27 protein-coding genes and 1 tRNA gene are annotated in these 25250 nt (G+C 59.0%); 18 read left to right on the forward strand and 10 right to left on the reverse strand.

Annotation, left to right across the window (positions count from 1 at the left end; all coding sequences use genetic code 11):
- Window positions 1-37: 37 nt before the first annotated feature.
- The 4 genes from gpmI (at window position 38) to ACYZUC_RS18585 (ending at window position 5219) form a co-directional block, all read left to right on the forward strand.
- Window positions 38-1567: a 2,3-bisphosphoglycerate-independent phosphoglycerate mutase gene (gpmI, locus tag ACYZUC_RS18570; protein WP_461989608.1), complete on the forward strand. Its 1530-nt coding sequence runs from the start codon at window positions 38-40 to the stop codon at window positions 1565-1567.
- Between the two features lie 230 nt (window positions 1568-1797).
- Window positions 1798-3096, forward strand: a complete 1299-nt coding sequence (locus tag ACYZUC_RS18575; RefSeq protein ID WP_461989609.1) for a murein hydrolase activator EnvC family protein — start codon at window positions 1798-1800, stop codon at window positions 3094-3096.
- 34 nt (window positions 3097-3130) lie between these two features.
- Window positions 3131-4450 (forward strand): S41 family peptidase, encoded by a 1320-nt coding sequence (locus tag ACYZUC_RS18580; protein ID WP_461989610.1) that lies wholly within the window; start codon window positions 3131-3133, stop codon window positions 4448-4450.
- 1 nt (window position 4451) lies between these two features.
- A complete protein-coding gene (locus ACYZUC_RS18585) occupies window positions 4452-5219 on the forward strand; it encodes a divergent polysaccharide deacetylase family protein (RefSeq protein ID WP_461989611.1) in 768 nt (255 codons plus the stop codon).
- Between the two features lie 113 nt (window positions 5220-5332).
- Here ACYZUC_RS18585 and ACYZUC_RS18590 read toward each other — a convergent pair whose 3' ends face one another.
- From ACYZUC_RS18590 to ACYZUC_RS18620, 7 genes are all read right to left on the reverse strand, one after another.
- Entirely contained in the window at window positions 5333-6088 is a 756-nt protein-coding gene (locus tag ACYZUC_RS18590; RefSeq protein WP_461989612.1) for a substrate-binding periplasmic protein, read from the reverse strand.
- Between the two features lie 77 nt (window positions 6089-6165).
- Window positions 6166-6936 carry an imidazole glycerol phosphate synthase subunit HisF gene (gene hisF, locus ACYZUC_RS18595; RefSeq protein ID WP_007972752.1) on the reverse strand — a complete coding sequence of 257 codons (771 nt, stop codon included), beginning with the start codon at window positions 6934-6936 and terminating at the stop codon, window positions 6166-6168.
- A gap of 9 nt (window positions 6937-6945) precedes the next feature.
- On the reverse strand, window positions 6946-7683 hold the full coding sequence (gene hisA / locus ACYZUC_RS18600; RefSeq protein ID WP_017336056.1) for a 1-(5-phosphoribosyl)-5-[(5-phosphoribosylamino)methylideneamino]imidazole-4-carboxamide isomerase: 738 nt from the start codon (window positions 7681-7683) through the stop codon (window positions 6946-6948).
- 42 nt (window positions 7684-7725) lie between these two features.
- Window positions 7726-7983: a DUF2164 domain-containing protein gene (locus ACYZUC_RS18605; protein ID WP_008024930.1), complete on the reverse strand. Its 258-nt coding sequence runs from the start codon at window positions 7981-7983 to the stop codon at window positions 7726-7728.
- Window positions 7984-8622 (reverse strand): imidazole glycerol phosphate synthase subunit HisH, encoded by a 639-nt coding sequence (gene hisH / locus ACYZUC_RS18610; RefSeq protein ID WP_008024932.1) that lies wholly within the window; start codon window positions 8620-8622, stop codon window positions 7984-7986.
- Window positions 8622-9215 carry an imidazoleglycerol-phosphate dehydratase HisB gene (gene hisB, locus ACYZUC_RS18615; protein ID WP_003218037.1) on the reverse strand — a complete coding sequence of 198 codons (594 nt, stop codon included), beginning with the start codon at window positions 9213-9215 and terminating at the stop codon, window positions 8622-8624. Before hisB ends, hisH begins: the two co-directional genes overlap by 1 nt.
- Before the next feature lie 264 nt (window positions 9216-9479).
- Window positions 9480-11144, reverse strand: a complete 1665-nt coding sequence (locus ACYZUC_RS18620) for an OFA family MFS transporter (RefSeq protein WP_461989613.1) — start codon at window positions 11142-11144, stop codon at window positions 9480-9482.
- Window positions 11145-11368: 224 nt separating this feature from the next.
- On the opposite strand from ACYZUC_RS18620, the gene ACYZUC_RS18625 reads away from it, so the two are divergent.
- The 6 genes from ACYZUC_RS18625 (at window position 11369) to ACYZUC_RS18650 (ending at window position 16361) form a co-directional block, all read left to right on the forward strand.
- A complete protein-coding gene (locus tag ACYZUC_RS18625) occupies window positions 11369-11773 on the forward strand; it encodes an acetyl-CoA sensor PanZ family protein (protein WP_461989614.1) in 405 nt (134 codons plus the stop codon).
- 70 nt (window positions 11774-11843) lie between these two features.
- The gene (locus tag ACYZUC_RS18630) at window positions 11844-14069 is read left to right on the forward strand and encodes an AsmA family protein (protein WP_461989615.1); all 2226 of its coding nucleotides are present in this window, start codon (window positions 11844-11846) and stop codon (window positions 14067-14069) included.
- Window positions 14066-15133, forward strand: coding sequence for an A/G-specific adenine glycosylase (mutY, locus tag ACYZUC_RS18635; RefSeq protein WP_461989616.1), 1068 nt, complete (start codon window positions 14066-14068; stop codon window positions 15131-15133). Before ACYZUC_RS18630 ends, mutY begins: the two co-directional genes overlap by 4 nt.
- Window positions 15130-15402 (forward strand): oxidative damage protection protein, encoded by a 273-nt coding sequence (locus tag ACYZUC_RS18640; protein ID WP_008024947.1) that lies wholly within the window; start codon window positions 15130-15132, stop codon window positions 15400-15402. Before mutY ends, ACYZUC_RS18640 begins: the two co-directional genes overlap by 4 nt.
- Window positions 15403-15505: 103 nt before the next feature.
- Window positions 15506-15581, forward strand: a tRNA-Phe gene (locus tag ACYZUC_RS18645).
- Between the two features lie 318 nt (window positions 15582-15899).
- Window positions 15900-16361 (forward strand): hypothetical protein, encoded by a 462-nt coding sequence (locus tag ACYZUC_RS18650; protein WP_461989617.1) that lies wholly within the window; start codon window positions 15900-15902, stop codon window positions 16359-16361.
- Window positions 16362-16442: 81 nt separating this feature from the next.
- Here the strand turns inward: ACYZUC_RS18650 and ACYZUC_RS18655 are convergent, their stop codons facing one another.
- The gene (locus ACYZUC_RS18655; RefSeq protein WP_461989618.1) at window positions 16443-16892 is read right to left on the reverse strand and encodes a carboxypeptidase regulatory-like domain-containing protein; all 450 of its coding nucleotides are present in this window, start codon (window positions 16890-16892) and stop codon (window positions 16443-16445) included.
- Between the two features lie 261 nt (window positions 16893-17153).
- Between ACYZUC_RS18655 and ACYZUC_RS18660 the strand changes: the two genes are divergently transcribed.
- The 6 genes from ACYZUC_RS18660 (at window position 17154) to vapC (ending at window position 20962) form a co-directional block, all read left to right on the forward strand.
- Window positions 17154-18212: a PDDEXK nuclease domain-containing protein gene (locus ACYZUC_RS18660; RefSeq protein WP_461989619.1), complete on the forward strand. Its 1059-nt coding sequence runs from the start codon at window positions 17154-17156 to the stop codon at window positions 18210-18212.
- Between the two features lie 69 nt (window positions 18213-18281).
- Window positions 18282-19250 carry an alpha/beta hydrolase family protein gene (locus ACYZUC_RS18665; RefSeq protein WP_461989620.1) on the forward strand — a complete coding sequence of 323 codons (969 nt, stop codon included), beginning with the start codon at window positions 18282-18284 and terminating at the stop codon, window positions 19248-19250.
- A gap of 19 nt (window positions 19251-19269) precedes the next feature.
- Complete coding sequence (locus tag ACYZUC_RS18670) at window positions 19270-19686, forward strand: hypothetical protein (protein WP_008041027.1); 417 nt, start codon at window positions 19270-19272, stop codon at window positions 19684-19686.
- Window positions 19687-19692: 6 nt separating this feature from the next.
- Window positions 19693-20145, forward strand: coding sequence for a hypothetical protein (locus ACYZUC_RS18675; RefSeq protein WP_461989621.1), 453 nt, complete (start codon window positions 19693-19695; stop codon window positions 20143-20145).
- 179 nt (window positions 20146-20324) lie between these two features.
- Window positions 20325-20555 carry a type II toxin-antitoxin system VapB family antitoxin gene (gene vapB / locus ACYZUC_RS18680; protein ID WP_008041029.1) on the forward strand — a complete coding sequence of 77 codons (231 nt, stop codon included), beginning with the start codon at window positions 20325-20327 and terminating at the stop codon, window positions 20553-20555.
- Window positions 20555-20962 (forward strand): type II toxin-antitoxin system tRNA(fMet)-specific endonuclease VapC, encoded by a 408-nt coding sequence (gene vapC, locus ACYZUC_RS18685; RefSeq protein ID WP_008041030.1) that lies wholly within the window; start codon window positions 20555-20557, stop codon window positions 20960-20962. The genes vapB and vapC overlap by 1 nt, the downstream gene beginning before the upstream one ends.
- Window positions 20963-21039: 77 nt before the next feature.
- On the opposite strand, the gene ACYZUC_RS18690 is transcribed toward vapC, so the two are convergent.
- Together ACYZUC_RS18690 and gabP are read right to left on the reverse strand one after the other, a co-directional pair.
- The gene (locus ACYZUC_RS18690; protein ID WP_017336019.1) at window positions 21040-21366 is read right to left on the reverse strand and encodes a hypothetical protein; all 327 of its coding nucleotides are present in this window, start codon (window positions 21364-21366) and stop codon (window positions 21040-21042) included.
- Window positions 21367-21735: 369 nt separating this feature from the next.
- On the reverse strand, window positions 21736-23127 hold the full coding sequence (gene gabP, locus ACYZUC_RS18695) for a GABA permease (protein WP_461989622.1): 1392 nt from the start codon (window positions 23125-23127) through the stop codon (window positions 21736-21738).
- Window positions 23128-23680: 553 nt separating this feature from the next.
- On the opposite strand from gabP, the gene ACYZUC_RS18700 reads away from it, so the two are divergent.
- Window positions 23681-24454, forward strand: coding sequence for an ABC transporter ATP-binding protein (locus ACYZUC_RS18700; RefSeq protein WP_007897462.1), 774 nt, complete (start codon window positions 23681-23683; stop codon window positions 24452-24454).
- 13 nt (window positions 24455-24467) lie between these two features.
- A complete protein-coding gene (locus ACYZUC_RS18705) occupies window positions 24468-25214 on the forward strand; it encodes an ABC transporter substrate-binding protein (RefSeq protein ID WP_461989623.1) in 747 nt (248 codons plus the stop codon).
- Window positions 25215-25250: the final 36 nt, after the last annotated feature.

Raw genomic sequence — 25250 nt, forward strand, 5'->3', positions numbered from 1 at the left:
CCATTGCCCTCTTTTAACTCAGCCACGAGTGGAATCCATGACTACCACGCCTAAACCTTTGGTCCTGATTATTCTCGACGGCTTCGGTCACAGTGAGAGCCCTGAATCCAACGCTATCTATGCGGCGAAGAAGCCCGTACTGGACCGTCTGTGGGCCACCGTGCCGAACGGTCTGATCTCGGGTAGTGGCATGGACGTCGGCCTGCCGGATGGCCAGATGGGCAACTCCGAAGTCGGCCACATGAACCTCGGTGCCGGCCGTGTTGTGTATCAAGACTTTACTCGCGTGACCAAATCGATCCGCGACGGCGAGTTCTTCGAGAACCCGACCATCTGCGCGGCTGTGGATAAAGCCGTTGCCGCCGGCAAAGCCGTGCACTTCATGGGCCTGCTGTCCGATGGCGGCGTTCACAGCCACCAGGATCACCTGGTTGCCATGGCTGAATTGGCTGCCAAACGCGGCGCGGAAAAAATCTACCTGCACGCCTTCCTCGATGGCCGCGACACGCCACCGAAAAGCGCCCAGTCGTCAATCGAACTGCTCGACGCGTCTTTCCAGGCCCTCGGCAAAGGCCGGATCGCCAGCATCATTGGCCGTTACTTCGCCATGGACCGCGACAACCGTTGGGACCGCGTGTCCCAGGCTTACAACCTGATTGTCGACGGCAACGGCGAATTCAACGCCGCCACCGCCCAGGAAGGCCTGCAGGCCGCGTACGAGCGTGGCGAGAGCGACGAATTCGTCAAAGCCACCTCCATCGGTGAGCCGGTGAAAGTCGAAGACGGCGACGCCGTAGTGTTCATGAACTTCCGCGCCGACCGAGCCCGCGAACTGACCCGCGTCTTCGTCGAAGACGGTTTCAAGGAATTCGAACGTGCGCGCCAGCCAAAACTGGCCGGCTTCGTCATGCTCACCCAGTACGCCGCCAGCATTCCTGCGCCATCAGCCTTCGCCGCCGGCAGCCTGGACAACGTGCTCGGCGACTACCTGGCGAAAAACGGCAAGACGCAGCTGCGCATCGCCGAAACCGAGAAGTATGCCCACGTGACCTTCTTCTTCTCCGGCGGTCGTGAAGAACCGTTTCCGGGCGAAGAACGCATCCTGATCCCGTCGCCGAAAGTCGCCACTTATGACTTGCAGCCGGAAATGAGCGCGCCGGAAGTCACCGACCGCATCGTCGATGCCATCGAAAACCAGCGTTACGACGTGATCGTGGTCAACTACGCCAACGGCGACATGGTCGGCCACAGCGGCGTGTTCGAAGCAGCGGTGAAAGCCGTGGAATGCCTGGACCTGTGCGTTGGTCGCATCGTCGATGCGCTGGACAAAGTCGGCGGCGAAGCGCTGATCACGGCCGACCACGGCAACGTCGAGCAAATGTCCGACGAAACCACCGGCCAGGCGCATACCGCGCACACCACCGAGCCGGTGCCGTTCATTTATGTCGGCAAGCGCGACTTGAAGGTGCGTGAAGGCGGCGTGCTGGCCGATGTGGCGCCGACCATGCTGAAGCTGTTGGGCCTGGAAAAACCGGCTGAAATGACCGGGACTTCGATTCTGGTGTAACCCGCTCCTCCAAACACCGAAAAACCCTGTGGGAGCGGGCTTGCTCGCGAAAGCGGTGTGTCAGTCAACGTTGATGTCGACTGACACACCGCTTTCGCGAGCAAGCCCGCTCCCACATTGGTTTTGCGTGGTTTTTCGGGCCGGTTATCACACAGCCCCAATTGGGCGTTTTTTTTGCAGCGTGGGGCGGGCATACTAGGCCGTCCCTTTCCCTGGTGTCGCCCGCCTCTATGCTTCGCGTCCTGATAGCCCTTGCCCTGACTTGCCTGCTCCAACCGGCCTTTGCTGACGAGCGCGCGCAAACCCAACAACAGTTGGACGCCACGCGTCAGGACATCGCCGAGCTGAAAAAACTGCTGGGCAAGCTCCAGGAAGAAAAATCCGGCGTGCAGAAAGACCTCAAGGGCACCGAGACCGAGATGGGCAAGCTCGAGAAGCAGGTTGAAGCCCTGCAAAAAGAGCTGAAGAAAAGCGAATCCGAGCTGCAGCGTCTCGATGGTGAGAAAAAAAAACTCCAGAGCGCGCGCATTGAACAGCAAAGACTGATCGCCATTCAGGCCCGCGCGGCCTATCAGAACGGCCGTCAGGAGTATTTGAAGCTGCTGCTCAACCAGCAGAATCCGGAAAAATTCGCCCGCACCCTCACCTATTACGATTACCTGAGCCAGGCTCGCCTGGAGCAGTTGAAGAGTTTCAACGAAACCTTGCGTCAACTGGCCAATGTCGAAAAAGACATCGCCCTGCAACAAGCGCAGTTGCTGGTGCAAAAGAGCAGCCTCGACAGCCAGCGCGATGAACTCGACAAAGTCCGTCAGGAACGCCAGCAAGTCCTCGCCAAGCTGAGCGATGACGTAAAGGCTCGCGATCAGAAGCTGGCCGCCCGCGAGCAAGATCAGGCAGACCTGTCTAAAGTCCTTAAAACCATCGAAGAAACCCTGGCCCGCCAGGCTCGTGAGGTAGAAGAAGCGCGGCAAAAAGCGCTGATTGCCCAGCAGGAAGCCGAAAAAAAGCGTTTACGTGAGGCTCAGGCGGCAGCAGATGCAGACGCCACTGACGCCCCACGCAAACCCGTTAAATCGACACCCGGCGCCCTGGTATCAAGCTCAGGCGAGACGTTTGGCGGCCCGTTTGCTTCCAGCCGGGGAAAACTTCCATGGCCGGTTGATGGTCGACTGCTGGCACGCTTTGGCGAAACCCGTGGCGACGACGCCCGCACGAAGTGGGACGGCGTGATGATCAGCGCCTCCGCCGGCAGCCAGGTGCACGCCGTGCACGGTGGTCGCGTGGTGTTTGCCGACTGGCTGCGCGGTGCCGGCTTGCTGGTGATCCTTGACCACGGCAACGGTTATTTGAGTCTTTACGGTCACAACCAGACGCTGCTCAAGTCTGCGGGTGACGTGGTGAAAGCCGGTGAGTCCATCTCCACTGTCGGTAACAGCGGCGGGCAGGACACTCCAGCACTGTATTTCGCAATTCGTCAGCAGGGTCACCCGAGTGATCCGGCGCAATGGTGCCGCGCGCAAGGATAGGCGTTGAGTCACCTACATTAGGAGTTCGTTCGACATGCTGCATTTGTCCCGTCTTACCTCGCTGGCCCTGACGATCGCCCTGGTGATCGGCGCGCCTCTGGCGTTCGCTGCTCAACCGGCTCCGGCGGTCGCGCCTGCGGGCACTGCTGCGACTACCAAGGCGCCGCTGCCGCTGGAAGAGTTGCGCACCTTTGCCGAGGTCATGGACCGGATCAAGGCAGCCTATGTCGAACCGGTGGACGACAAGACCCTGCTGGAAAACGCCATCAAAGGCATGCTCAGCAACCTCGACCCGCACTCCGCCTACCTGGGCCCGGAAGACTTCGCTGAATTGCAGGAAAGCACCAGCGGCGAATTTGGCGGCCTGGGCATCGAAGTCGGCGCCGAAGACGGTTTCATCAAGGTGGTTTCGCCTATCGATGACACACCCGCCTCGAAGGCCGGCATTCAGGCCGGCGACTTCATCGTCAAGATCAACGGCCAGCCGACTCGCGGCCAGAGCATGACCGAAGCCGTCGACAAGATGCGCGGCAAGATCGGCCAGAAAATCACCCTGACCCTGGTTCGCGATGGCGGCACGCCGTTCGACGTGACCCTGTCCCGCGCCATCATTCAGGTGAAGAGCGTGAAGAGCCAGCTGCTGGAGTCCGGCTACGGCTACATCCGCATCACCCAGTTCCAGGTCAAGACCGGCGAAGAAGTCTCCAAGGCACTGGCCAAGTTGCGCAAGGACAACGGCAAGAAGCTCAAAGGCATCATCCTCGACCTGCGTAACAACCCGGGCGGCGTGCTGCAGGCAGCGGTGGAAGTGGTCGACCATTTCATCACCAAGGGCCTGATCGTTTACACCAAGGGCCGCATCGCCAACTCCGAGCTGCGCTTCTCCGCTACCGGCAAAGACGAAAGCGAAGCGGTGCCAATGGTTGCGCTGATCAACGGCGGCAGCGCCTCGGCCTCGGAAATTGTGGCCGGCGCCCTGCAGGATCAGAAACGCGCGGTGGTCATGGGCACCACCAGTTTCGGCAAGGGCTCGGTGCAAACCGTGCTGCCGCTGAACAACGACCGCGCGCTGAAGATCACCACGGCGCTGTATTACACGCCGAACGGCCGCTCGATCCAGGCCCAGGGCATCGTCCCGGATATCGAAGTACGCAAGGCCAAGATCACCAGCGAGCAGGACAGCGAATACTTCAAGGAAGCCGATCTGCAAGGTCACTTGGGCAATGGCAACGGCGGCGCCGACAAACCGACCGGGTCCAGCGCCAAGGCCAAGGCGATGCCGCAGGACGATGACTACCAGTTGGCCCAGGCCCTGAGCCTGCTCAAAGGGTTGAGCATCACCTCCGGCCGCTGAGATGCGCCTGCGGTTAGTTCTCGGTCTGTTGTGCTGTCTGGCGGGTGTTGCTCATGCGGCGCCCGCCCCTCAAAAAGCCTATATCAGCCTGATCATCGATGACCTGGGGCAGAACCTGCCCCGGGATCGCCGCGTGCTGGCCCTGCCCGGCCCGGTGACTACGGCGATCATGCCCGACACCCCCCACGCCACCGAATTCGCTCGCGAAGCTCATCGCGCCGGAAAAATCGTCATCCTGCACATGCCGATGGACCCCGCCACAGGGCCGTTCGCCTGGCATCCCGACCTGCCCATCGAAGAGTTGGAGAAGCGCCTCGACGCGGCGTTCAAAATGGTCCCGTACACAAGTGGCATCAACAATCACATGGGCAGTCGCATGACCGCACAGCAACCCGCCATGGCCTGGTTGATGGCGGAGTTGCAGCGGCGGCACAAGTTCTTCGTCGACAGCCGCACCAGCGCGCAAACCGTGGCAGCGGCCGAAGCGCAGAAGATCGGGTTGGCGAGTGTTTCCCGGGATGTGTTTCTGGATGATGAGCGCACGGAAGCGGCGATCTTCACTCAGCTACAGACCGCGATCAATCTGGCGCACAAACAGGGTTCGGCAGTGATGATCGGGCATCCGTATCCGCAGACGCTGGCAGTACTGGAGCGCGAATTGCCGAAGCTGAAAGTTCAGGGCATTGACTGGATTGATATCAAGTTGATGATCAGCGTACGCAGTAACCGCGCAACGACTGCGCATGGCAAGGACGGCGTTTACCGCTAATCAACGGAACCACTGTAGGAGCCGCCTTGCTGGCGATGGCGGCCTCGAATCATGCATCGATTTCACTGCCGCTATCGCCAGCAAGCCGGCTCCTACAAGGATTGGGTGGACGGTTAGAGATACCGCCCCATGATCTCGTCCACCACGCCTTCCTTACGCAGCTGATCCAGCGCAGCTTGCAACTTGGCGACGGTTTCATCCGGCACGTCTTTGTTCAGCGCCAAATACAACTCCGCACTGTTGAAGCGCAGCACGGTCTTGAGCCCGGTGACACCGTCCTGACGCGCCAGGTAACGCCCGGCCGGGTCGCCCGTGGCCCACAAGTCGATCTGGCCGCTGGTCAGTTTCTTCGCGTTGTCCTGATCCCGCAGCACGACAATCGGCTTCAACCCTTGCTTGGCCAGTGTCTCGGCAATCGCGTCGCCCTTGTACGCACCGATCTTGTATTTGCGCGCATCTTCCAGCGTTTCCAGGCTGATCTTGCTGTCTGCCTTGGCCAGCATGATCCAGTCATCCGGACCAATCGGGCCAACCCACTTGAAGAGCTTTTCGCGATCCGGCAACCGCGCCATCACAAACACGCCATACCCGGGTTTCTCGAGGGCGAGTTTGTAGATTCGCTCCCAAGGGAAACGCAGGGTCAGGCTGTAGGTAATGTCGGCGCGCTTGAACATCTCGCGGACGATGTCCACGGCGATGCCGTTGATGTTCTCGTCCTGAGCGAAGTTCTTGCCGTTCTTGGCCATGTTGTAAGGCGGGAAGTTTTCCGTCAGCAGCACCAGGTCGGCGTCGGGATTTTCGACGGCGTGCACGCCACTGATCTGCAATAGAGAAGCGCTGGCGAGGGCAAGAAGAAGGCGTTTGAGCATGTCTGGCTACCGAGATCCATGGCGTACCCAAGAGTGCCTTGAGCCCGCCATGATGTCCACTGGCCTGTATCGTTTGTTTAGCGCATCACGATGCCGCGATGGGCCATGTAGGCCTTGGCTTCCTGCACGGTGTATTCGCCGAAATGGAAAATACTCGCGGCCAGAACGGCGCTGGCGTGACCTTCGATAATGCCGTCGGCCAAATGCTGCAGGTTGCCGACGCCGCCGGAGGCGATCACCGGAATCCCCAGCGCATCGCTGATCGCACGGGTAACGCCCAGGTCGAAGCCGTTTTTCATGCCGTCCTGGTCCATGCTGGTCAGCAGGATTTCGCCGGCACCTAGGCCTTCCATTTTCTTCGCCCACTCGACGGCGTCGAGACCGGTCGGCTTGCGCCCGCCGTGAGTGAAGATTTCCCAGCGCGGGGTTTCGCCCGGACCGGAGACCTTCTTCGCGTCGATGGCAACCACGATGCACTGCGAACCGAAATGCTGCGCTGCCTCACCCACGAATTCCGGGTTGAAAACGGCTGCGGTGTTGATCGAGACCTTGTCCGCGCCGGCATTCAGCAGGTTGCGAATGTCCTGCACGGTGCGCACGCCGCCGCCAACGGTCAGCGGAATAAACACCTGGCTGGCCATGCGCTCAACGGTATGCAGCGTGGTGTCGCGACCGTCGACGCTGGCAGTGATGTCGAGAAAAGTAATCTCGTCGGCACCCTGCTCGTCGTAACGACGGGCGATTTCCACCGGGTCGCCGGCATCGCGGATGTTTTCGAACTTCACACCTTTGACGACCCGGCCGTTATCCACGTCCAGGCAAGGGATGATGCGTTTGGCCAGCGCCATGGTCAGTCCTCAGCCTTTGTACGAATCGCAGAAAGCTTGCGCTTCAGCGACGTCGAGGGTGCCTTCGTAGATCGCCCGGCCGGTGATCGCGCCGATGATGCCCGGTGCCTTGGCGTCGAGCAGCGACTTGATGTCACCCAGGTTGTGGATACCGCCGGAAGCGATCACCGGAATGCGCGTGGCAGCGGCCAGCGCAGCGGTGAACGGCACGTTGCAGCCCTGCATCATGCCGTCTTTGGCGATGTCGGTATAAACGATTGCAGACACGCCGTCGGCTTCGAATTGCTTGGCCAGGTCGATGACCTGAACGGTGCTGATTTCAGCCCAGCCATCGGTGGCGACGAAACCGTCCTTGGCATCCAGGCCGACGATCACTTTGCCCGGGAACGCGCGGCAGGCTTCAGCAACGAAAGCCGGATCTTTCACGGCTTTGGTGCCGATGATCACGTAGCTCACGCCCGCTTTGACGTAGTGCTCGATGGTTTCCAGCGAGCGGATACCACCGCCGATCTGGATCGGCAGGTTCGGGTAGCGCTTGGCGATGGCGGTGACCACTTCGCCGTTGACCGGCTGGCCTTCGAAGGCGCCGTTCAGGTCGACCAGATGCAGACGACGGCAACCGCCCTCCACCCACTTGGCGGCCATGCTCACCGGGTCATCGGAGAACACCGTGGAATCTTCCATGCGGCCCTGGCGCAGACGAACACAGGCACCGTCTTTGAGATCGATAGCGGGAATAATCAGCATCTGGCAAACCTTCAAATTCGAGTGTTCAGCTTCGCTCGGAAATCAGTTTTTCTCGAGCGCCCACAAGTCGCTTTCGATGCTTTCGAACCTTTCTTTAAGGTGCGTCTGCACATCGAAAATCGCCCTGTTGTAATAGTGCGGCGCAATTTCACGGGTAAACAACTCAAGGATTTCGGCCGCTTCGAACGAACCCAGGTCCAGTTCGAAGCGATCCTCCATGAAGCGTTTGATCTTGTGATTGGCCTCGTTCTCCTGCTCGGGAGTGAGGGTCAGGATCGGCGGCTTCTTCTTGACGGCCATTTACCAGCGACCATCCCACGCAGCGAAGTTCTGCAGCAATTGCAGGCCATGGGTATGGCTCTTCTCCGGGTGGAACTGCACGGCGAAACGCGAGCCATCGGCCAGCGCCGCAGCGAAATCGACACCGTAGTGACCGCCACCGACCACCTGCCGCGCGTTGCCGGCAGCGATGTAGTAGCTGTGCACGAAGTAAAAACGCGCCAGGTCCGGAATGTTGTGCCACAGCGGGTGACTCACCGTCTGCTTCACTTCGTTCCAGCCCATGTGCGGGACTTTCAGGTGTTCGCCGTCTTCAACAAGGCCTTTGCCGAAGAATTTCACCGCGCCCGGGAACAGGCCGATGCAGTCGACGCCGTCGTTCTCTTCACTGCTGTCGAGCAAGGCTTGCATGCCGACGCAGATGCCGAGGAACGGACGGTCCTGGCTGACTTCACGCACCAGTGAGTCGAAACCAAGGCGACGGATCTCCGCCATGCAATCGCGAATCGCGCCGACGCCAGGGAAAACCACCCGGTCAGCTTCGCGAATCACGTCGGCATCACTGGTGATCAAGACCTTGCCGGCACCGACGTGCTCGAGGGCCTTGGCCACCGAGTGCAGGTTGCCCATGCCGTAATCGATAACCGCGACCGTCTGCATTACAGAACGCCTTTGGTCGATGGCATCTGACCGGCCATGCGGTCATCGAGCTCTACGGCCATGCGCAGTGCGCGGCCGAAAGCCTTGAACACGGTTTCGATCTGGTGGTGGGTGTTGGTGCCACGCAGGTTGTCGATGTGCAGGCTGACGAGCGCGTGGTTGACGAAGCCCTGGAAGAATTCCTGGAACAGGTCAACATCGAAACCGCCGACGGTGGCGCGGGTATAGGGAACATGCATCTGCAGGCCAGGACGGCCGGAGAAGTCGATCACCACGCGCGACAGCGCTTCATCGAGCGGCACGTAGGCGTGGCCGTAGCGACGGATGCCTTTCTTGTCGCCGATGGCTTTGGCGAAAGCCTGACCCAAAGTGATACCAACGTCTTCCACGGTGTGGTGGTCGTCGATATGCAGGTCGCCCTTGCTGACGATATCTAGGTCGATCAGCCCGTGACGGGCGATCTGGTCCAGCATGTGCTCAAGAAAAGGAACACCGATATCAAATCGGGCCTTTCCGGTGCCATCCAGGTTGATCGAGGCTTTGATCTGGGTTTCCAGAGTGTCGCGCTCGACTGACGCCTTACGTTCGGCCATCACCAGCTCCGCAAAATCATTGGGCGAAAAAGGCAGCCATTATAGGGGCGCGGGCGGGAAACAGAAACACGAGAGGTGATATCGCTGACGGAGTGAATTGCGTGACGTCAGCGATAGACATGTCCATACAAGCCATTTTCAGGCACCACAAAACAAATGTGGGAGCGAGCCTGCTCGCGAAAGGGGCTGCACATTCAACATCTCTGTCGACGGTCAGACCGCATTCGCGAGCAGGCTCGCTCCCACAAGGGGTAATGCGCTTACTTAGTGGAAGAGGACCGCAGTCTTCTGAAGCGTCACCCAAACACCCCACGCCAACGGAATCCCCACCACCAGCCACGCGGCAACCGCCAACGGCTTGGTGCCCGACGCCGCTTTCCACTCCAGCGAGGTGCTGGCATCAGCACCCTTGTCGTGGCCCAGCGCCTGTTCGGCGGCCAGTTCAGCGTCGGTCATGAAGTACTTGTCGGCCACCGGACGCACCAGCAGGTTGCAGATGAAACCCAGCACCAGCAGGCCCGCAAGGATGTACAGCGTGATGTCGTAAGCCGCAGCGCGTTCAACGCCGATGCTCAGCTGATACTCACGCAGGTAGTTCACCAACACCGGACCCAACACACCCGCTGCCGCCCAGGCGGTCAACAGACGACCATGGATCGCACCGACCATTTGCGTACCGAACAGGTCCGCCAGGTAAGCCGGAACCGTCGCAAAACCGCCGCCATACATCGACAGGATGATGCAGAACGCCGCCACGAACAGCGCAACGTTGCCCAGGTGACCAAGGTTCGGGATCAACGCGTACAGCGCAAAACCGAGGGCGAAGAACACGAAATAGGTGTTTTTACGGCCCAGGTAATCCGAGAACGATGCCCAGAAGAATCGGCCACCAATGTTGAACAGGCTCAGCAAACCGGTGAAGCCGGCAGCAATCGCGGCAATCGAGGCCAGTTGGCCCGCGTCGAGCTGACCAAACGTCTGGTCGGTGCCGAGCAATTTGCCGGCGAACACTTCCTGCAACAACGGCGAAGCCATGCCGAGGATGCCGATGCCGGCGGACACGTTCAGGCACAGCACCAGCCATACCAGACGGAATTGCGGAGTTTTCCACGCCACATTCACGTGCACGTGACGATGGGTGATCATTGCGTTCGAAGCTTTTTTCGCCGGAGCGGTCCAGCCTTCAGGCTTCCAGCCGGTTGGCGGAACGCGGTAGGACAGTGCGCCGCCGATCATGAACACGAAGTAGATCGCGGCCATCACCAGGAAGCTCTGCCACACGCCCACGCTGTCTGCCGAAGCGAAGTGCCCCATCAAGGCTGCGGCCAGCGGAGCACCGACCATCGCGCCACCGCCGAACCCCATGATCGCCATGCCGGTCGCCATGCCGCGCTTGTCCGGGAACCACTTGATCAGGGTCGAGACCGGCGAGATGTAACCCAGGCCCAGGCCGATACCGCCAATGACCCCGGAGCCGATCCACATCAGCCAGATCTGGTGCGTGTACACACCCAGTGCTGAAATCAGCAGACCACCACACCAGCACAGTGCCGACACAACGCCAGCCTTGCGCGGCCCGGCGTGTTCCAGCCAACCACCCCAGATCGCGGCCGAGCAGCCGAGGAAGATGAAGAACAGGGTGTAGATCCAGCCGAGCATCGAGATCGGCCAGTCGCATTGCGACGAGAACACTTGCGAGATGAAGCTCATGTCCGGCGCACAGGTCACCGCCTTGGTCACGCCCAGGGCTTTGGACAACGGCAACCAGAACACCGAGAAACCGTAGGCCATGCCGATGCAGAGGTGGATGGCCAGTGCGGCCGGTGGCACCAGCCAACGGTTGAAACCGGGCTTGGCGATGATGCGCTCCTTGGACAGGAACGCAGGCTGATCGGCGCTGAGGCCGTCCGCCGTAATGCTCGTGGTCATTGTGTATCCCCCAATTATTAGTATGGTTCGCCAGCCACTGCTCACCTCCAGCCTTTATGCGCACGCATGACTGTTTTTTTGAGGTAAAGCTCCATTTTGGTGCGACATCACGTCGCAGAAGGACGGACGAACGGGCAGAGGTTACCATTTGCACGTGACAGAAAAACCAAACTGATATCACGTTTTTGCAAGTCATCTGTTCTCGTACCACTGAAGGAACCGCCATGCCCGTCATCGTCGAGCCGCTGAACGAAGCCACCTATCAGGACCAGCAGGATTTGCAGAAGATTTACCGCGATGCGCCGGATTGGCTGTTCGCGCCGTTTGCCGATGATGCGCAGTTGATCGAAGGCTGCCTGCGGGACGGCTCGTTGATCGCCGGGCGTTTCAATGATCGCCTGCTAGGTGCGGCACGCTTGCAAAGGCACCAGGACGTCTGGCATCTGTCCCAACTATGCGTACGAAAAATCACCCGTCGTCGTGGGGTTGCCGAGCGAATGGTGAACGAAGCGCAGAAACTGGCGTCGCAATCGGGTGCGACATTGCGCCTGCTGGCGCCTGCCGGGCACCTTGAGTCCCAGGCGCTGGCGGCCAAACTGAAAGTGCCACTGGATGTGCTGCCGGGTTGATCGCTGACCGGTCGTCCACTTCTGAGCGCTATACTCCCCGGCTAAATCGACTAACTACAAGGACTCGCCCATGAAAGCGTTCGGCAAAATCCTGGGTCTGGTACTTCTCGGGCTGTTGCTGATCATTGTGGCGCTGGGCTTTGCCCTGACCCACCTCTTCGATCCCAACGACTATAAAGACGAGATTCGCCAGATTGCCCGCGACAAGGCCCACATCGAGCTGACGCTCAATGGCGACATCGGCTGGAGCCTGTTCCCGTGGCTGGGCCTGGAATTGCACGAAGCCAGTGTCGCGACCCTGGCCAAGCCCACCGAACCGTTCGCTGACTTGCAGATGCTCGGCCTGTCGGTACGCGTGCTGCCGCTGCTGCGCCGTGAAGTGCAGATGAGCGACGTGCGCGTCGAAGGCCTGAACCTGCGCCTGAACCGCGACAAGGACGGTCACGGCAACTGGGAAGACATCGGCAAGGTGCCGGCGACTGCCAACTCGACTGCTCCTGCGGTCACTCCTGGCGAACCTGCACCGCAAACCACCGTTCAAGTGGAAAAACCGGCGCAGCCGATCCGCCTGGACATCGACAGCCTGACCGTCAACAACGCCCGCGTTGAATACAGCGACGAAAAGACCGGCCAGCATTTCAGCGCCGAAAGCATCCAGCTGAGCACCGGGCCGGTCCACGATTCGACCAACATCCCGGTCAAGCTCACCGCGTTCCTGGGCACCAATCAGCCAGTTCTGCGGGTCCGCACCGAGCTCAATGGCGAGCTGCGTTTTGAACGCGCCTTGCAACGCTACAAGTTCGAAGACATGAAGCTGTCCGGCGAAGTCGCCGGCGATCCGCTGCAAGGCAAGACCGTGACCTTCGCCGCCCAAGGCCAGTTGCTGCTGGATAAAGCAGCGAACGTTGCCGAATGGACTGGCATCAAGATTTCCGCCAACCAGTTGCGTGCCCTGGGCGAACTTAAGATCAACGACCTCGACAAAACGCCGCAAATCAACGGCGGCCTTTCGATTGCCCAATTCGACCTGGCGAAATTCGTCGACAGCATCGGCCAGAAACTCCCGGCGATGGCTGAAGGCAGTTTGAGCAAAGTTGAACTGGTCAGCCGCATTGCCGGTACGCCGACCAGTCTGGTGCTCGACAACATCAACCTGAAAATCGATGACAGCACCTTCAGCGGTCGTATCGCCGTCGAGGATTTCGCCAAGCAATCGCTGCGCACCGTACTCAAGGCTGACACCTTCAACGTCGACCGCTACCTGCCGCCAAAATCCGCCGAAGCCAATAGCGCGACGCAAGTGCGCCAGGCCGAAGTGGCCAGCACCGAAGCCGATGCCATGGCCGGCGCAGGCAGCACACCGCTGCCGGACAAGCCCACCAAAGATGCGTGGAGCAACGAGCGCCTGCTGCCGGTGGAACGCCTGAGCAAACTCGACGTGGATGCTGACCTGACCTTTGGCCAATTGACCCTCGACAAGCTGCCGATCCAGAACGCGGCGCTCAAGGCCACTGGCAAGGAAGGTCTGCTGACGCTTGAGAACCTGCGTGGCGACCTGTACGACGGCACCTTCGAATCCAAGGGCACCCTCGACGTGCGCCAGCAGACACCGGCGCTGAACATGCAGACGCGCATCAGCAAAGTGCCTGTGGAAAAAATCCTCGAAAGCCAGGGTAAAAATCCACCGGTCAAAGGCTTGGTCACGCTCGACAGCAATCTGACCGGCAATGGCAACAGCCAGAAAGCGCTGATCGAAACCCTCAACGGCAATGCCAGTTTCGCCATCAACAACGGCGTGCTGCTCAATGCCAACCTCGAACAGCAACTGTGCAAAGGCATCGCCACGCTCAATCGTAAATCACTCAGCGGCGAACCACGCGGCAAGGACACGCCGTTCCAGGAGCTCAAGGGCAACCTGACCTTCCGTAACGGCGTGGCCAGCAACCCGGACCTGAAAGTGCGCATCCCGGGCATGACAGTGAATGGTGACGGCGACGTCGACCTGCGGGTATTGGGCATGGACTACCGCGTTGGCATCATCGTCGAAGGCGATACGAGCGCCATGCCGGATCCGGCCTGTCAGGTCGGCGACAAATTTGTCGGCATCGAATGGCCGCTGCGCTGCCGTGGTCCGCTGGAGCTCGGCGCCAAGGCTTGCCGCCTCGACAACGAACGTATGGGCCAGGTCGCGACCAAACTGGCGGGCGACAAAATCAGCGAAAAAATCGACGAGAAGCTTGGCGACAAAGTCAGTCCCGAGCTGAAAAACGCACTGAAGGGGCTGTTCAAGCGATGAGATCCGAGCAGTTTTCATCGGCGGTGCTGGACTGGTACGACCGCCACGGCCGCCACGATTTGCCTTGGCAGCAAGGCATCACACCGTATCGGGTGTGGGTCTCGGAGATCATGTTGCAGCAAACCCAGGTCAGCACCGTGCTGAATTACTTCGACCGGTTCATTGCCTCGCTGCCGACGGTCGAAGCCCTGGCCGCCGCGCCGGAAGACGAAGTGCTGCACCTGTGGACCGGCCTCGGTTACTACACCCGCGCGCGCAATTTACAGAAGACCGCGAAGATCGTCGTCGCTGAGTACGGCGGCGAATTTCCGCGGGATGTGGAAAAGCTGGTCGAGCTGCCGGGGATCGGCCTGTCCACGGCGGGCGCCATCGCCAGCCTGAGCATGGGCCTGCGGGCACCGATCCTCGACGGCAACGTCAAACGCGTCCTGGCGCGCTTTACGGCGCAAGAGGGTTATCCGGGCGAGCCGAAGGTCGCCAAACAGCTGTGGGCCAACGCTGAGCGCTTCACGCCGCATGATCGGGTCAACGCCTACACCCAGGCGATGATGGATCTGGGCGCTACGCTTTGCACTCGCAGCAAACCGAGTTGCCTGCTCTGCCCGCTGGAAAAGGGCTGCGAAGCGCACATGCTCGGCCTGGAAACCCGCTACCCGATCCCGAAGCCACGCAAAGCCGTGCCACAGAAGCGCACGCTGATGCCGATGCTCGCCAACGGTGAAGGCGCGATTCTGCTTTACCGTCGCCCTTCCACGGGCTTGTGGGGCGGCCTGTGGAGCCTGCCGGAACTCGACGACCTCGACGACCTGCAGCATCTGGCCTCGCAGCACTCGCTGGAGCTGGGCAGCCAACAAGCGCTGCCGAGCCTCGTACATACCTTCAGCCATTTTCAGTTATCCATCGAACCCTGGCTGGTTCAGGTCCAGGAGGCCGGCCATCACGTGGCCGAGGCCGACTGGCTCTGGTATAACCTCGCCACCCCGCCGCGCCTGGGCCTTGCCGCCCCGGTCAAAACCTTGCTCGAACGCGCGGCCGCCGTATTGAACGCAGGAGAGTCGTCATGACCCGCACCATCATGTGCCGCAAGTACAAAGAAGAATTGCCAGCCCTGGAGCGCGCTCCATTCCCGGGCGCCAAAGGTCAGGACATTTTTGACCACGTCTCGGCGAAGGCCTGGGCCGACTGGCAGAAACACCAAACCCTGCTGATCAACGAAAAACGCCTGAACATGATGAACGCCGAAGACCGCAAATATCTGCAGGGCGAGATGGACAAGTACTTCTCCGGCGAGGAATACGCCAAGGCTGAAGGCTACGTTCCGCCTGCAGAATAATCCCGCTTTATCGGGGGTCGGATCGTAAGCGACGGTAATAATTAAATATTTTTTGAAAACTTGCTTGACGACCCCCTGAAAAACCAGTTTAATGCGCCCCGTTGCCCAGATAGCTCAGTCGGTAGAGCAGGGGATTGAAAATCCCCGTGTCGGCGGTTCGATTCCGTCTCTGGGCACCAAATACCGAAAACCCTGAATCGCAAGATTCAGGGTTTTTTTATGCCTGCGATTTAATGAAGCCCGGCATTCGGCAGCGGGAACGACGGATCGACGATCCGAAAACAACACTCGCCTCTAGCAGAGCTCTGTAGTAGCGTTGTGCCACAAATTCAACCGGTGCCACGGAAATTCGTCCGGCTGATATCAATGCAATCCACTGCCCTACGGCGCAGTTGGAATACGCACCCAAAAGGACAGGTAACAACGCAAGGAATGCCTCCCCCCGCAGTAAACACCAGCGCTACACATCCCCTTAAGCCAAAGGACATGGAAAAGTTATGTCAACAATCAACGAACTAAAAGACAAGATCAACACGAAGACCTGGAACCTGGTGCTGCTCTCCATCGCCACTGCAGGGATCTATCTTATTTTGTGGCTATACAAAAACAGCAAAATCATCAGCGACACCACCAAAGTCCGGCTGGTAGATGACGTTTACATTATCTGGATCGCTGTATGCGCCGGCTTAAGTGGCACGTTCTCCAATCTGGGCAACGTTGCTCTGGATTTTACGTCCGCAATTCTCGGCCTTGCCAGCGGCGTGCTGTACATCGTATGGGCATTCAAAGCCAAAACGGCACTGACGGAATATGCCCTCAGCGAGCACAAGATCGACCTGCGAATGAACGCCTTCTACACGTTCCTGTTCAACGTGTACTACATCAACTACTGCATCAACGATCTGCCGGAAGAACAGCGTAAGCAGCAGATCCTGAGAGGCCAGACCGCTCAAGCCTAAAGCCACGCAATGGGCGGACAGATGATTCTCTGCCGCCCATTGCTGGAACAAAGGCATCGGCCGGTCAACTCCGGCAAACTGCTAGCTTTCACCGGCCCAGTGAAAGACCAGATTACGCGCAGGGCCACTTCCCACCTCGGCACTGTCACGCCGCACTTCTCCATTTCGCGTAGCAACCACGGTGTACTTGCCGGGCGGTAGCTGGACATAAACCAGCGGGCCAGCCTCGTTCAGCGTCAGCACGGTTTGCCCTTGGGCTTTCTGAATGACCACGTCGACATCGGGAATGTACTTATTCTCCGGCCCGACCGAAAACGTCATGTGCAAGTTATAGCCAGTCGTTTGCTGGATGGCCTTCGACTCATCCTCGCCGATACCGCCGGACAGATAAGTAATTCCGTTTTGCTCCTGCGGTTGAACTTGCACGCCAGCGCTGTCGATTGGTTCAAGACTGGCGGCAGATGACATCACCGGGAACATCAACATACCCACCGCGGCGATGGGCAACGCAAGGGAATGCACGTACTTCATGATCACGCCTCCCGGGCTCCATGGAACCCATTTGTCATGCCTTTTAGATTTCCTGTCGAACGCCCGGGTTTTAGATTGATTGGTACTTGGGCTCACTGCGAAATGGACTACGCGTTGTATTCCTGAAGCACGACTTGCCGTCGGAGCGATCCCGCAAACCCAATCGGGCTTTCCTTCCGGCTTACCAGCCACGCCCGACATCGCCGCCCCCACCTCCGCTGCCATCCTCTTCTGCCTGTTCATTCCTTTGCAGAAGACTCCATGAGCTCACTCAAACCCGGTAACACTCAGGATGCACAACTCGCCTCACTACTCGGCAATCTTGGGGAACTGATTCGTGATGCGCGGCAGAAAGTGCTACGCACGGTCGATACGGTCCAGGTACAAACTTGCTGGCAGATTGGGAGGCATATTGTCGTGTTCGAGCAGGAAGGGGCTCGACGGGCGGGTTACGGAAAGCAATTGCTGGCAACGCTGGCGCAGAGCCTGACAGCAGAATTCGGGAAGGGCTTTGATAACTCTAATCTTCGCTACATGCGCCTGTTTTACCAAGCATTCCCAATTCGTGACGCACTGCGTCACGAATTGAGCTGGACCCACTACCGCAGGCTGCTGCGCGTCGATAGTGACACGGCACGCCAATGGTATATGGACGAAGCCGCCAACCAAAACTGGTCAAGCCGCGCCCTGGAACGCCAGATCGACACCCTCTATTACGAGCGCCTGCTCACAAGCCGCGATCGACCTGCTGTGCGGCAGGAAGCCGCCACCAACATCCAGAAAATGAAAGCACACCCACGAGACTTCATCAGGGATCCAGTGATGCTGGAGTTTCTTGGCTCAACCAACGCAGGTTTGACTCAAGAAACCAATCTGGAGCAAGCATTGATCCATCAACTTCAAGCCTTCCTGCTGGAACTGGGTAGAGGCTTTGCCTTCCTCGCTCGCCAGCAACGCATCAGTACCGAGAGCAAAGACTTCTACATCGATCTGGTGTTTTACAACTACGTACTCAAGTGCTTCGTCATCTTCGATCTGAAGCGCGGCGAACTGACTCATCAGGATGTTGGCCAGATGGACATGTACGTACGCATGTACGACGACCTCAAGCGCGGACCGGAAGATGGCCCCACCGTCGGCATCATTCTCTGTGCGAAAAAAGATGAATCAGTGGTGCGCTATTCAGTGCTGAAAGACAACGAACAACTCTTCGCCAGCAAATACAAAACAGTCCTGCCCAGCGAAGACGAACTCCGCACTGAACTGGACCGGGAGCAGGCGGCAATCGAGGAGCGACTGCTCGATCAGATCCCCCTGTGAACACAGATGGATTGTCCACCAGCCGCACGAAGACTATCGTTGGCAGCTACCCGCAAAGGTCTGAAGCCGATGAATTTGCAGGACATGTCACTGGCCCCCACTCAAATCGAGTTGCCGCTGCCAACTCCCGTTTCCGGCGAACCGTTCAAAGAGCCCGCCGCAGACGGCTTCATCCTCGGCGGTTTCACCTGGCGGCACGCCTTTCAGGACCTCGTGCGCCCGGTCGTCATCATCAACGCCGCCACGTCAGTCCGCTGCCGTCACTATTCGCGCTTCGCCGACTACCTGTTCGCCAACGGCTTCGATGTCATCACCTATGACTACCGTGGCATCGGCGAGTCGCGCCCCGAATCCTTGAAAGGATTTGAAGCCTCCTGGTCAGACTGGGGCGCGCTGGATTTCGAGGCGATGCTCAAGCGCGCTCAGCGCGAATTTCCTGGCCAGCCCATCGACGTCGTCGGCCACAGCTTTGGCGGCTGTGCGGCGGGCCTGGGAGCCTCAGGGCAGCTGATTCGGCGCCTGGTCACCGTCGGTGCACAATTCGCCTACTGGCGCGACTACGCGCCCGCTCATCGCTGGAGGATGTTCGGCAAGTGGCATGTGGTGATGCCGCTGATCACAATGATCTATGGCTACTTCCCCGGAAAGCGTCTTGGCTGGCTGGAAGACACGCCCGCCGGTGTAGTTCGGGACTGGAGCACGCCCACCCGCCGATATGAAACGCGGCCCAGCGGTCGCACGCTTGCCGCAAAACCAGGGGCGACGATGAATGCCAAAACCCTGGCCATCAGCATCACAGACGATCCTTACGGCACAATCCCGGCCATCGAACGCCTGCTCGGCTACTTCAGCGGCGGTACGAACACCCACTGGCGAATCGCCCCCGATGACATCGGCGAAGCAGAAGTCGGACATTTCGCCTTTTTTCGCAGCGCATACCAAGCCACACTATGGCCCATTGCATTGTCCTGGCTGCAGAGCGGTGAACTGCCCCCCGATACCCCCGGGCGGACAGTACCGCGCAGCGAGTCCTTTTAACGCACGACGGATCAAAACCATGGCCTCCGCCAACAAGCAGCAAAAACGCGCCACCCGCGCCAAAGCCAAGGCCAAGCAGAACCGCACCCAACGGGCTGCCGCGCCGGTCGAGCTGGACCCGAACGATGATCGCATCGACTTCGAATCGGTGGACCTCACCGAGCTGTTCAAGAAAATGATCGACGCTGAAAAAACCAGTCAGCAAGCCATGTGCATCGCTTTCCTTGAAGACCCATTGCTGGAACTGGTGTACGAGCAGGAAGGCGAAGAAGGCGCGATGGACTTCATCCTCGCCGCGCTGATCGAGTACCGCCAATGGTCCACCGAGGTCGATGAAGCCGGCGCCCTGGCATGGATCGAATCCCCGGCCTTCCAGGCCGACTATGTAGCGGCCTCCGACATCATCGCAGCCCAAACCCAACAGAAACCGAACTGAGTTCCCATGGCCTCCCTGAACAAGCAACAGAAACGCGCCAAGCGCGCCAAGATCAAAGCCAAGCAGATCAACATCCACGGCAGAAAACCCGCCGCGCTGGATGACGATCTGGGTGAAATCGGCGAGCCGATCCCGGAATACACCCTGGCGATGTTCAGCAAGATGCGCGACGCCGAAGCTGTCAGCCGCAGTGAAATGCTCTCCGTGCTGCTGACGAACCTCGCCTTTATCATCATTGACCATCCAGAACTGCTGGACATGGAAAACGCCGACGACGAAGGCATGGCCGCCACTCACCTGGCCGCCGACATGTTGATCGACTACCGCATGTGGGCCGACGGCATGGATCGCGAGACCGCCCAGGCATGGCTGACCGACCCGCAATTCATCACCGACTTCGGTGATGCGCTGGACAGCTATCGTCAGTCGCCGGATGCGCAGGAAGAAAAGGGCGAATAAACGCCCTCAGAAACAAAAACGGCCGCCTGTCATCACTGACAGCGGCCGTTTTTTTGTACGCAGCAAACCGGAAAATGTGAATGACCTCCCGTCAGCGACAATGTATATCCCATTGACATATCCCTTCAGAAAACTATTCTTCAGGGTTACTACACCCGCCACTGCTTGAGGAGGCAAAAATGGAACAGACAACGCTTTTCATGAGCAATCGAAGCCAGGCCGTTCGCCTTCCCAAAGCGGTTGCAATGCCTAGCGATGTAAAAAGAGTGAACGTGGTCGCCATCGGCCGCGCTCGCATCATCACACCGGCAGACGAGACATGGGACAGCTGGTTCGACGGGGACAGCGCAAGTGCAGACTTTATGACCGATCGCGACCAACCCGCTGATCAGGAGCGCGAGTCGTTCTGATGATCAAGTTCATGCTCGACACCAACATCTGCATCTTCACCATCAAGAACAAGCCGCAAATCGTAAGAGAAGCTTTCAACCGTCATGACGGACAGTTGTGCATCAGTGCGGTGACGCTGATGGAGCTGATCTACGGCGCCGAAAAATCTGCGACTCCCGAAAAGAATTTGGCGGTGATCGAGGGCTTGGCGGCTCGCCTAGAAGTCTGGCCTTTCGACAACGAAGCAGCTGCACACACCGGAATGATTCGATCCGAGCTTGCGAAGGCGGGAACACCCATAGGCCCCTATGACCAAATGATTGCCGGACATGCGCGCTCGCGCGGACTCATTGTGGTAACCAACAACCTGCGAGAGTTTGAGCGGGTCAAAGGTTTACGCGTAGAAGACTGGGCTCATCCGGATTGAATTAAACGCAGCCAACAAAAACGGCCGCCTGTCATCACTGACAGCGGCCGTTTTTTTTACAAACCTGAAAACAACAATCAGGCAGCCACAGCATCCAGACGTGGAATTTCCATCCCTACCTTGGCGCTGGCGTAGCTCAGGTCACCGCTGGCGATGGATTGAGCTTTGAAACCGGCGCCGATCAGGTCGCGCACGTACAGCTTGTTGTAGATAAACATGAACACGAAGTTGCTGAGGCCGAACGTGAAGCAGGCCACGATGAACATGATCGCTGCCCACTTGATGTCGCCACGGAACAGTGGCGGCAGGAAGCCGAAGAAAAACACGGTCCACGAGAAGCCGATCGGGGCTTCCTTCATGGCTCCGGTATTAGGGTTTTTGAACACAACCGATGTAAACGCCATGCCTGTCTCTCCTTGATGCCCCAATGGGTAAGCTGAATGGCCGGGCTAGCTCCATGCAGCGCTGGCTCGTGGCTGTCGCGCAAACGGCAGGCGCACGCAAATGCATCTGTGAAACGCATCAGATGAGGGAGCAGGCAAGAAAGGGTCGAGGGGCTTTAGCCGGAAAGGCTGGGGGCGTCGAACAATCCATGTCCTGAAACTCCATTGCATCCCGCAACAGCGAGATACACATTCGGCAGGGAGGCTACTATCTCGACATCATCGTGTCCATCAGAGAGCCAACCGATAAAGCCCCTGAATGAAAGCAAAAACGACCGCGATCATGGCTGATGGCGGTCGTTTTCGGTACATCGACAGTAGGCGTAAAGCTTAACGCGCCACTGCGCCAACCAGTTGCTCATTGCGACGACGGCGCGCCACGAACATACCGGTAGCCACCACACAAAGACTCAGCAAACCGGTCGCGAGGATCTCCACGCGATGGGCGTCCTGGAACAGCATGATGGTCAGGGCCGCGACGATGAAGACGATCACCGCGTAGGTCAGGCCCGGGAACAGCCACATGCTGAAGGCGATTTTTTCACCGCGAGCCATACGCTGTTTGCGCATGCGCAGTTGCGAGATCGCGATCACCAGGTACACCAGCAACGCGATGGCGCCGGAGCTGGCCAGCAGGAATTCGAACACGGCGGCCGGAGCCACATAGTTGGCGAATGTTGCCAGGAACGCTGCGCCCGTGGACAGCATCACCGCCCAGTATGGCGTGCCACTTTTGTTGGTGCGCGTGGACACGGCCGGTGCATCACCGCGTTTGCCCAGGGAGAACATCATGCGAGACGAGGTGTACAGCGCCGAGTTCAGGCAGCTGGTCACAGCGACCAGTACCACGATGTCGACGATCATCTTGGCGTTCGGGATACCCATGCGATCAAGCACGGTCTGGTAGGAACCGACGCTGGCCAGAACCGGGTCGTTCCATGGCACCAGGGCCACCACGATGAAGATCGAAACGAGGTAGAACAAACCGATCCGCCAGATCACCGAGTTGGTGGCCTTGGAGATTTGCTTGCCAGGGTTCTTCGATTCTGCGGCCGCGATGGTCACAATCTCGGTGCCCATGAAGGAAAACATGGTGGTCAGGATCGCGCCCAGTACCGCGCCCATGCCGTTTGGCAGGAAGCCCTGAGTGTCGAAAATGTGCGAAACGCCGCTCACCTGGCTATTCGGCAGGAAACCGAAGATCGCCGCGATGCCCAGAATGATGAAACCAATGATCGCCACAACCTTGAGCAGGGCGAACCAGAACTCGAACTCGCCGTAGTTCTTCACGCTGAACAGGTTAGTGACGGTCAGCAGCATCGTGATGACCAGGGCGAAAGCCCAGATGTCCACGCCAGGGAACCAGGCATGCAGGATGGTCGCGGCGGCGTTGGCCTCCAGCGGGATCACCAGCACCCAGAACCACCAGTACAACCAGCCGATGGTGAAACCGGCCCAGTGACCGATCGCGCGATCGGCGTATGTCGAGAAGGAGCCGGTGTCTGGCGAGGCAACCGCCATTTCACCCAGCATGCGCATCACCAGCACCACCAGCATACCGGCGGCGGCATAAGCCAACAGCACGGCGGGGCCTGCCGCAGCAATAGCGTGGCCCGAGCCAACGAACAGGCCGGCGCCGATAACACCGGCGATCGACAGCATGGTCACATGACGCGGTTTGAGCCCCTGTTCGAGGCCGTTAGAGCTTTGGGTATTGCTCATTGAAACTACCTTTGTAAGGAAAAGCGAATGCGTGCATCCCGTCGTGAATTCTCTTCTGTAAAAAGAAACCAACGGGGCGTTCCGGAATCTGCACGCAATAATTGCGCCAAAATGTTTCAAAACCCTCTAACCCGGCGATCTCCTCCTGACCGGACAGTCATCGCAAGTCATTGAAAGCAATGGCACTTTGCCAGAGCGTTACCCTGCGACTCACTTGAGGAACGAATCTGCGCACCGGAAACACACCCAACAAATGCTCAACGCACAATAAAAGTGCAGATCAGGAACGTTTGGCCGGTTAGCGCTTCCAACACCCCGCCAAAGCTGGCAACATCGCGCCCTTTTTTACGGGACAGCCGCGCCACACCGGGTTCAAACGGCTGTTCGGTTGATAGCAGCGCGACAGTCTGCTGTACCGATGCGACAACCTGTCACATGCCACCCGTTTACCGCCCGTAGCGCTGTTGGCTGCCATTCAGACGCTATGCTAGGTTGGCCGCCTCGCCAGGAAGGCCCGCCAACAGCAGGAGCGCAACATATATGAGGAACGCACATGGCTGAGGCCACGCCCGCGCTTGAAATCCGCAACTTGCACAAACGCTACGGACAGCTTGAGGTGCTCAAAGGCATCTCGCTGACCGCCCGCGACGGCGATGTGATCTCGATCCTGGGTTCCTCCGGTTCCGGCAAGTCCACGTTCCTGCGTTGCATCAACCTGCTGGAAAACCCGCACCAGGGCCAGATCCTGGTGGCCGGCGAAGAACTCAAGCTCAAAGCCGCCAAGAACGGCGAACTGGTCGCGGCCGACGGCAAGCAGATCAACCGCCTGCGCAGCGAGATCGGTTTTGTGTTTCAAAACTTTAATCTGTGGCCGCACATGAGCGTGCTCGACAACATCATCGAGGCCCCACGCCGTGTGCTCGGCCAGAGCAAGGCCGAAGCCATCGAAGTCGCCGAAGCCCTGCTAGCCAAGGTCGGCATCGCCGACAAGCGTCATGCATACCCGGCGCAACTGTCTGGCGGCCAGCAACAACGCGCGGCCATTGCCCGCACGCTGGCGATGCAACCCAAGGTGATCCTGTTCGACGAACCCACCTCCGCCCTTGACCCGGAAATGGTCCAGGAAGTACTTAATGTCATCCGCGCACTGGCCGAAGAAGGCCGCACCATGCTGCTGGTCACCCACGAAATGGGTTTCGCCCGTCAGGTGTCCAGCGAAGTGGTGTTCCTCCACCAGGGCCTGGTAGAAGAGCAAGGATCGCCACAGCAGGTGTTCGAAAACCCGCTTTCGGCGCGCTGCAAACAATTCATGTCCAGCAACCGCTAACGGAGCTACCCGCATGCAGAACTACAAAAAGGTCTTCCTGGCAGCCGCCGTCACCCTGGCGTTCAGCGCCGGTGCCATGGCCGAAATCCTGAAGATGGGCATCGAAGCGGCCTACCCGCCGTTCAACAACAAAGATGCCAGTGGCAATGTCGTCGGCTTCGACAAGGAAATCGGCGACGCCCTGTGCGCCAAGATGAAAGTCGAATGCACCGTGGTCACCTCCGACTGGGACGGCATCATTCCGGCCCTGAACGCCAAGAAGTTCGACTTCCTGATCTCCTCGATGTCGATCACCGACGAGCGCAAGCAAGCCGTCGACTTCACCGACCCGTACTACTCGAACAAGCTGCAATTCATCGCCAAGAAAGATGTCGACTTCAAGACCGACAAGGATGCGCTGAAAGGCAAAGTGATCGGCGCCCAGCGCGCGACACTGGCCGGCACCTGGCTTGAAGACAACATGCCTGGTGTTGAAACCAAACTTTATGACACCCAGGAAAACGCTTACCTCGACCTGACCTCCGGTCGTCTGGACGGCATCCTGGCGGACAAATACGTCAACTACGAGTGGCTGAAAAGCGACGCCGGCAAGCCTTACGAATTCAAAGGCGACCCGGTGGAAGAAAGCGACAAGATCGGTATCGCTGTGCGTAAAGGTGATGCGATCCGCGAGAAGCTGAACGTCGCACTGAAAGAAATCGTTGCTGACGGCACCTACAAGAAGATCAACGACAAGTACTTCCCGTTCAGCATCTATTGATACTGACCTGCCGGACCGGTGCCGCCTTCTGACGGC

The sequence above is a fragment of the Pseudomonas sp. GT1P32 genome, assembly GCF_054897805.1.

Bases quoted from the DNA above. Each gene is read 5' to 3' on its own strand.
- gpmI (WP_461989608.1), top strand. From the start codon at position 38: ATGACTACCACGCCTAAACCTTTGGTCCTGATTATTCTCGACGGCTTC.
- ACYZUC_RS18575 (WP_461989609.1), top strand. From the start codon at position 1,798: ATGCTTCGCGTCCTGATAGCCCTTGCCCTGACTTGCCTGCTCCAACCG.
- ACYZUC_RS18580 (WP_461989610.1), top strand. From the start codon at position 3,131: ATGCTGCATTTGTCCCGTCTTACCTCGCTGGCCCTGACGATCGCCCTG.
- ACYZUC_RS18585 (WP_461989611.1), top strand. From the start codon at position 4,452: ATGCGCCTGCGGTTAGTTCTCGGTCTGTTGTGCTGTCTGGCGGGTGTT.
- ACYZUC_RS18590 (WP_461989612.1), bottom strand. From the start codon at position 6,088: ATGCTCAAACGCCTTCTTCTTGCCCTCGCCAGCGCTTCTCTATTGCAG.
- hisF (WP_007972752.1), bottom strand. From the start codon at position 6,936: ATGGCGCTGGCCAAACGCATCATCCCTTGCCTGGACGTGGATAACGGC.
- hisA (WP_017336056.1), bottom strand. From the start codon at position 7,683: ATGCTGATTATTCCCGCTATCGATCTCAAAGACGGTGCCTGTGTTCGT.
- ACYZUC_RS18605 (WP_008024930.1), bottom strand. From the start codon at position 7,983: ATGGCCGTCAAGAAGAAGCCGCCGATCCTGACCCTCACTCCCGAGCAG.
- hisH (WP_008024932.1), bottom strand. From the start codon at position 8,622: ATGCAGACGGTCGCGGTTATCGATTACGGCATGGGCAACCTGCACTCG.
- hisB (WP_003218037.1), bottom strand. From the start codon at position 9,215: ATGGCCGAACGTAAGGCGTCAGTCGAGCGCGACACTCTGGAAACCCAG.
- ACYZUC_RS18620 (WP_461989613.1), bottom strand. From the start codon at position 11,144: ATGACCACGAGCATTACGGCGGACGGCCTCAGCGCCGATCAGCCTGCG.
- ACYZUC_RS18625 (WP_461989614.1), top strand. From the start codon at position 11,369: ATGCCCGTCATCGTCGAGCCGCTGAACGAAGCCACCTATCAGGACCAG.
- ACYZUC_RS18630 (WP_461989615.1), top strand. From the start codon at position 11,844: ATGAAAGCGTTCGGCAAAATCCTGGGTCTGGTACTTCTCGGGCTGTTG.
- mutY (WP_461989616.1), top strand. From the start codon at position 14,066: ATGAGATCCGAGCAGTTTTCATCGGCGGTGCTGGACTGGTACGACCGC.
- ACYZUC_RS18640 (WP_008024947.1), top strand. From the start codon at position 15,130: ATGACCCGCACCATCATGTGCCGCAAGTACAAAGAAGAATTGCCAGCC.
- ACYZUC_RS18650 (WP_461989617.1), top strand. From the start codon at position 15,900: ATGTCAACAATCAACGAACTAAAAGACAAGATCAACACGAAGACCTGG.
- ACYZUC_RS18655 (WP_461989618.1), bottom strand. From the start codon at position 16,892: ATGAAGTACGTGCATTCCCTTGCGTTGCCCATCGCCGCGGTGGGTATG.
- ACYZUC_RS18660 (WP_461989619.1), top strand. From the start codon at position 17,154: ATGAGCTCACTCAAACCCGGTAACACTCAGGATGCACAACTCGCCTCA.
- ACYZUC_RS18665 (WP_461989620.1), top strand. From the start codon at position 18,282: ATGAATTTGCAGGACATGTCACTGGCCCCCACTCAAATCGAGTTGCCG.
- ACYZUC_RS18670 (WP_008041027.1), top strand. From the start codon at position 19,270: ATGGCCTCCGCCAACAAGCAGCAAAAACGCGCCACCCGCGCCAAAGCC.
- ACYZUC_RS18675 (WP_461989621.1), top strand. From the start codon at position 19,693: ATGGCCTCCCTGAACAAGCAACAGAAACGCGCCAAGCGCGCCAAGATC.
- vapB (WP_008041029.1), top strand. From the start codon at position 20,325: ATGGAACAGACAACGCTTTTCATGAGCAATCGAAGCCAGGCCGTTCGC.
- vapC (WP_008041030.1), top strand. From the start codon at position 20,555: ATGATCAAGTTCATGCTCGACACCAACATCTGCATCTTCACCATCAAG.
- ACYZUC_RS18690 (WP_017336019.1), bottom strand. From the start codon at position 21,366: ATGGCGTTTACATCGGTTGTGTTCAAAAACCCTAATACCGGAGCCATG.
- gabP (WP_461989622.1), bottom strand. From the start codon at position 23,127: ATGAGCAATACCCAAAGCTCTAACGGCCTCGAACAGGGGCTCAAACCG.
- ACYZUC_RS18700 (WP_007897462.1), top strand. From the start codon at position 23,681: ATGGCTGAGGCCACGCCCGCGCTTGAAATCCGCAACTTGCACAAACGC.
- ACYZUC_RS18705 (WP_461989623.1), top strand. From the start codon at position 24,468: ATGCAGAACTACAAAAAGGTCTTCCTGGCAGCCGCCGTCACCCTGGCG.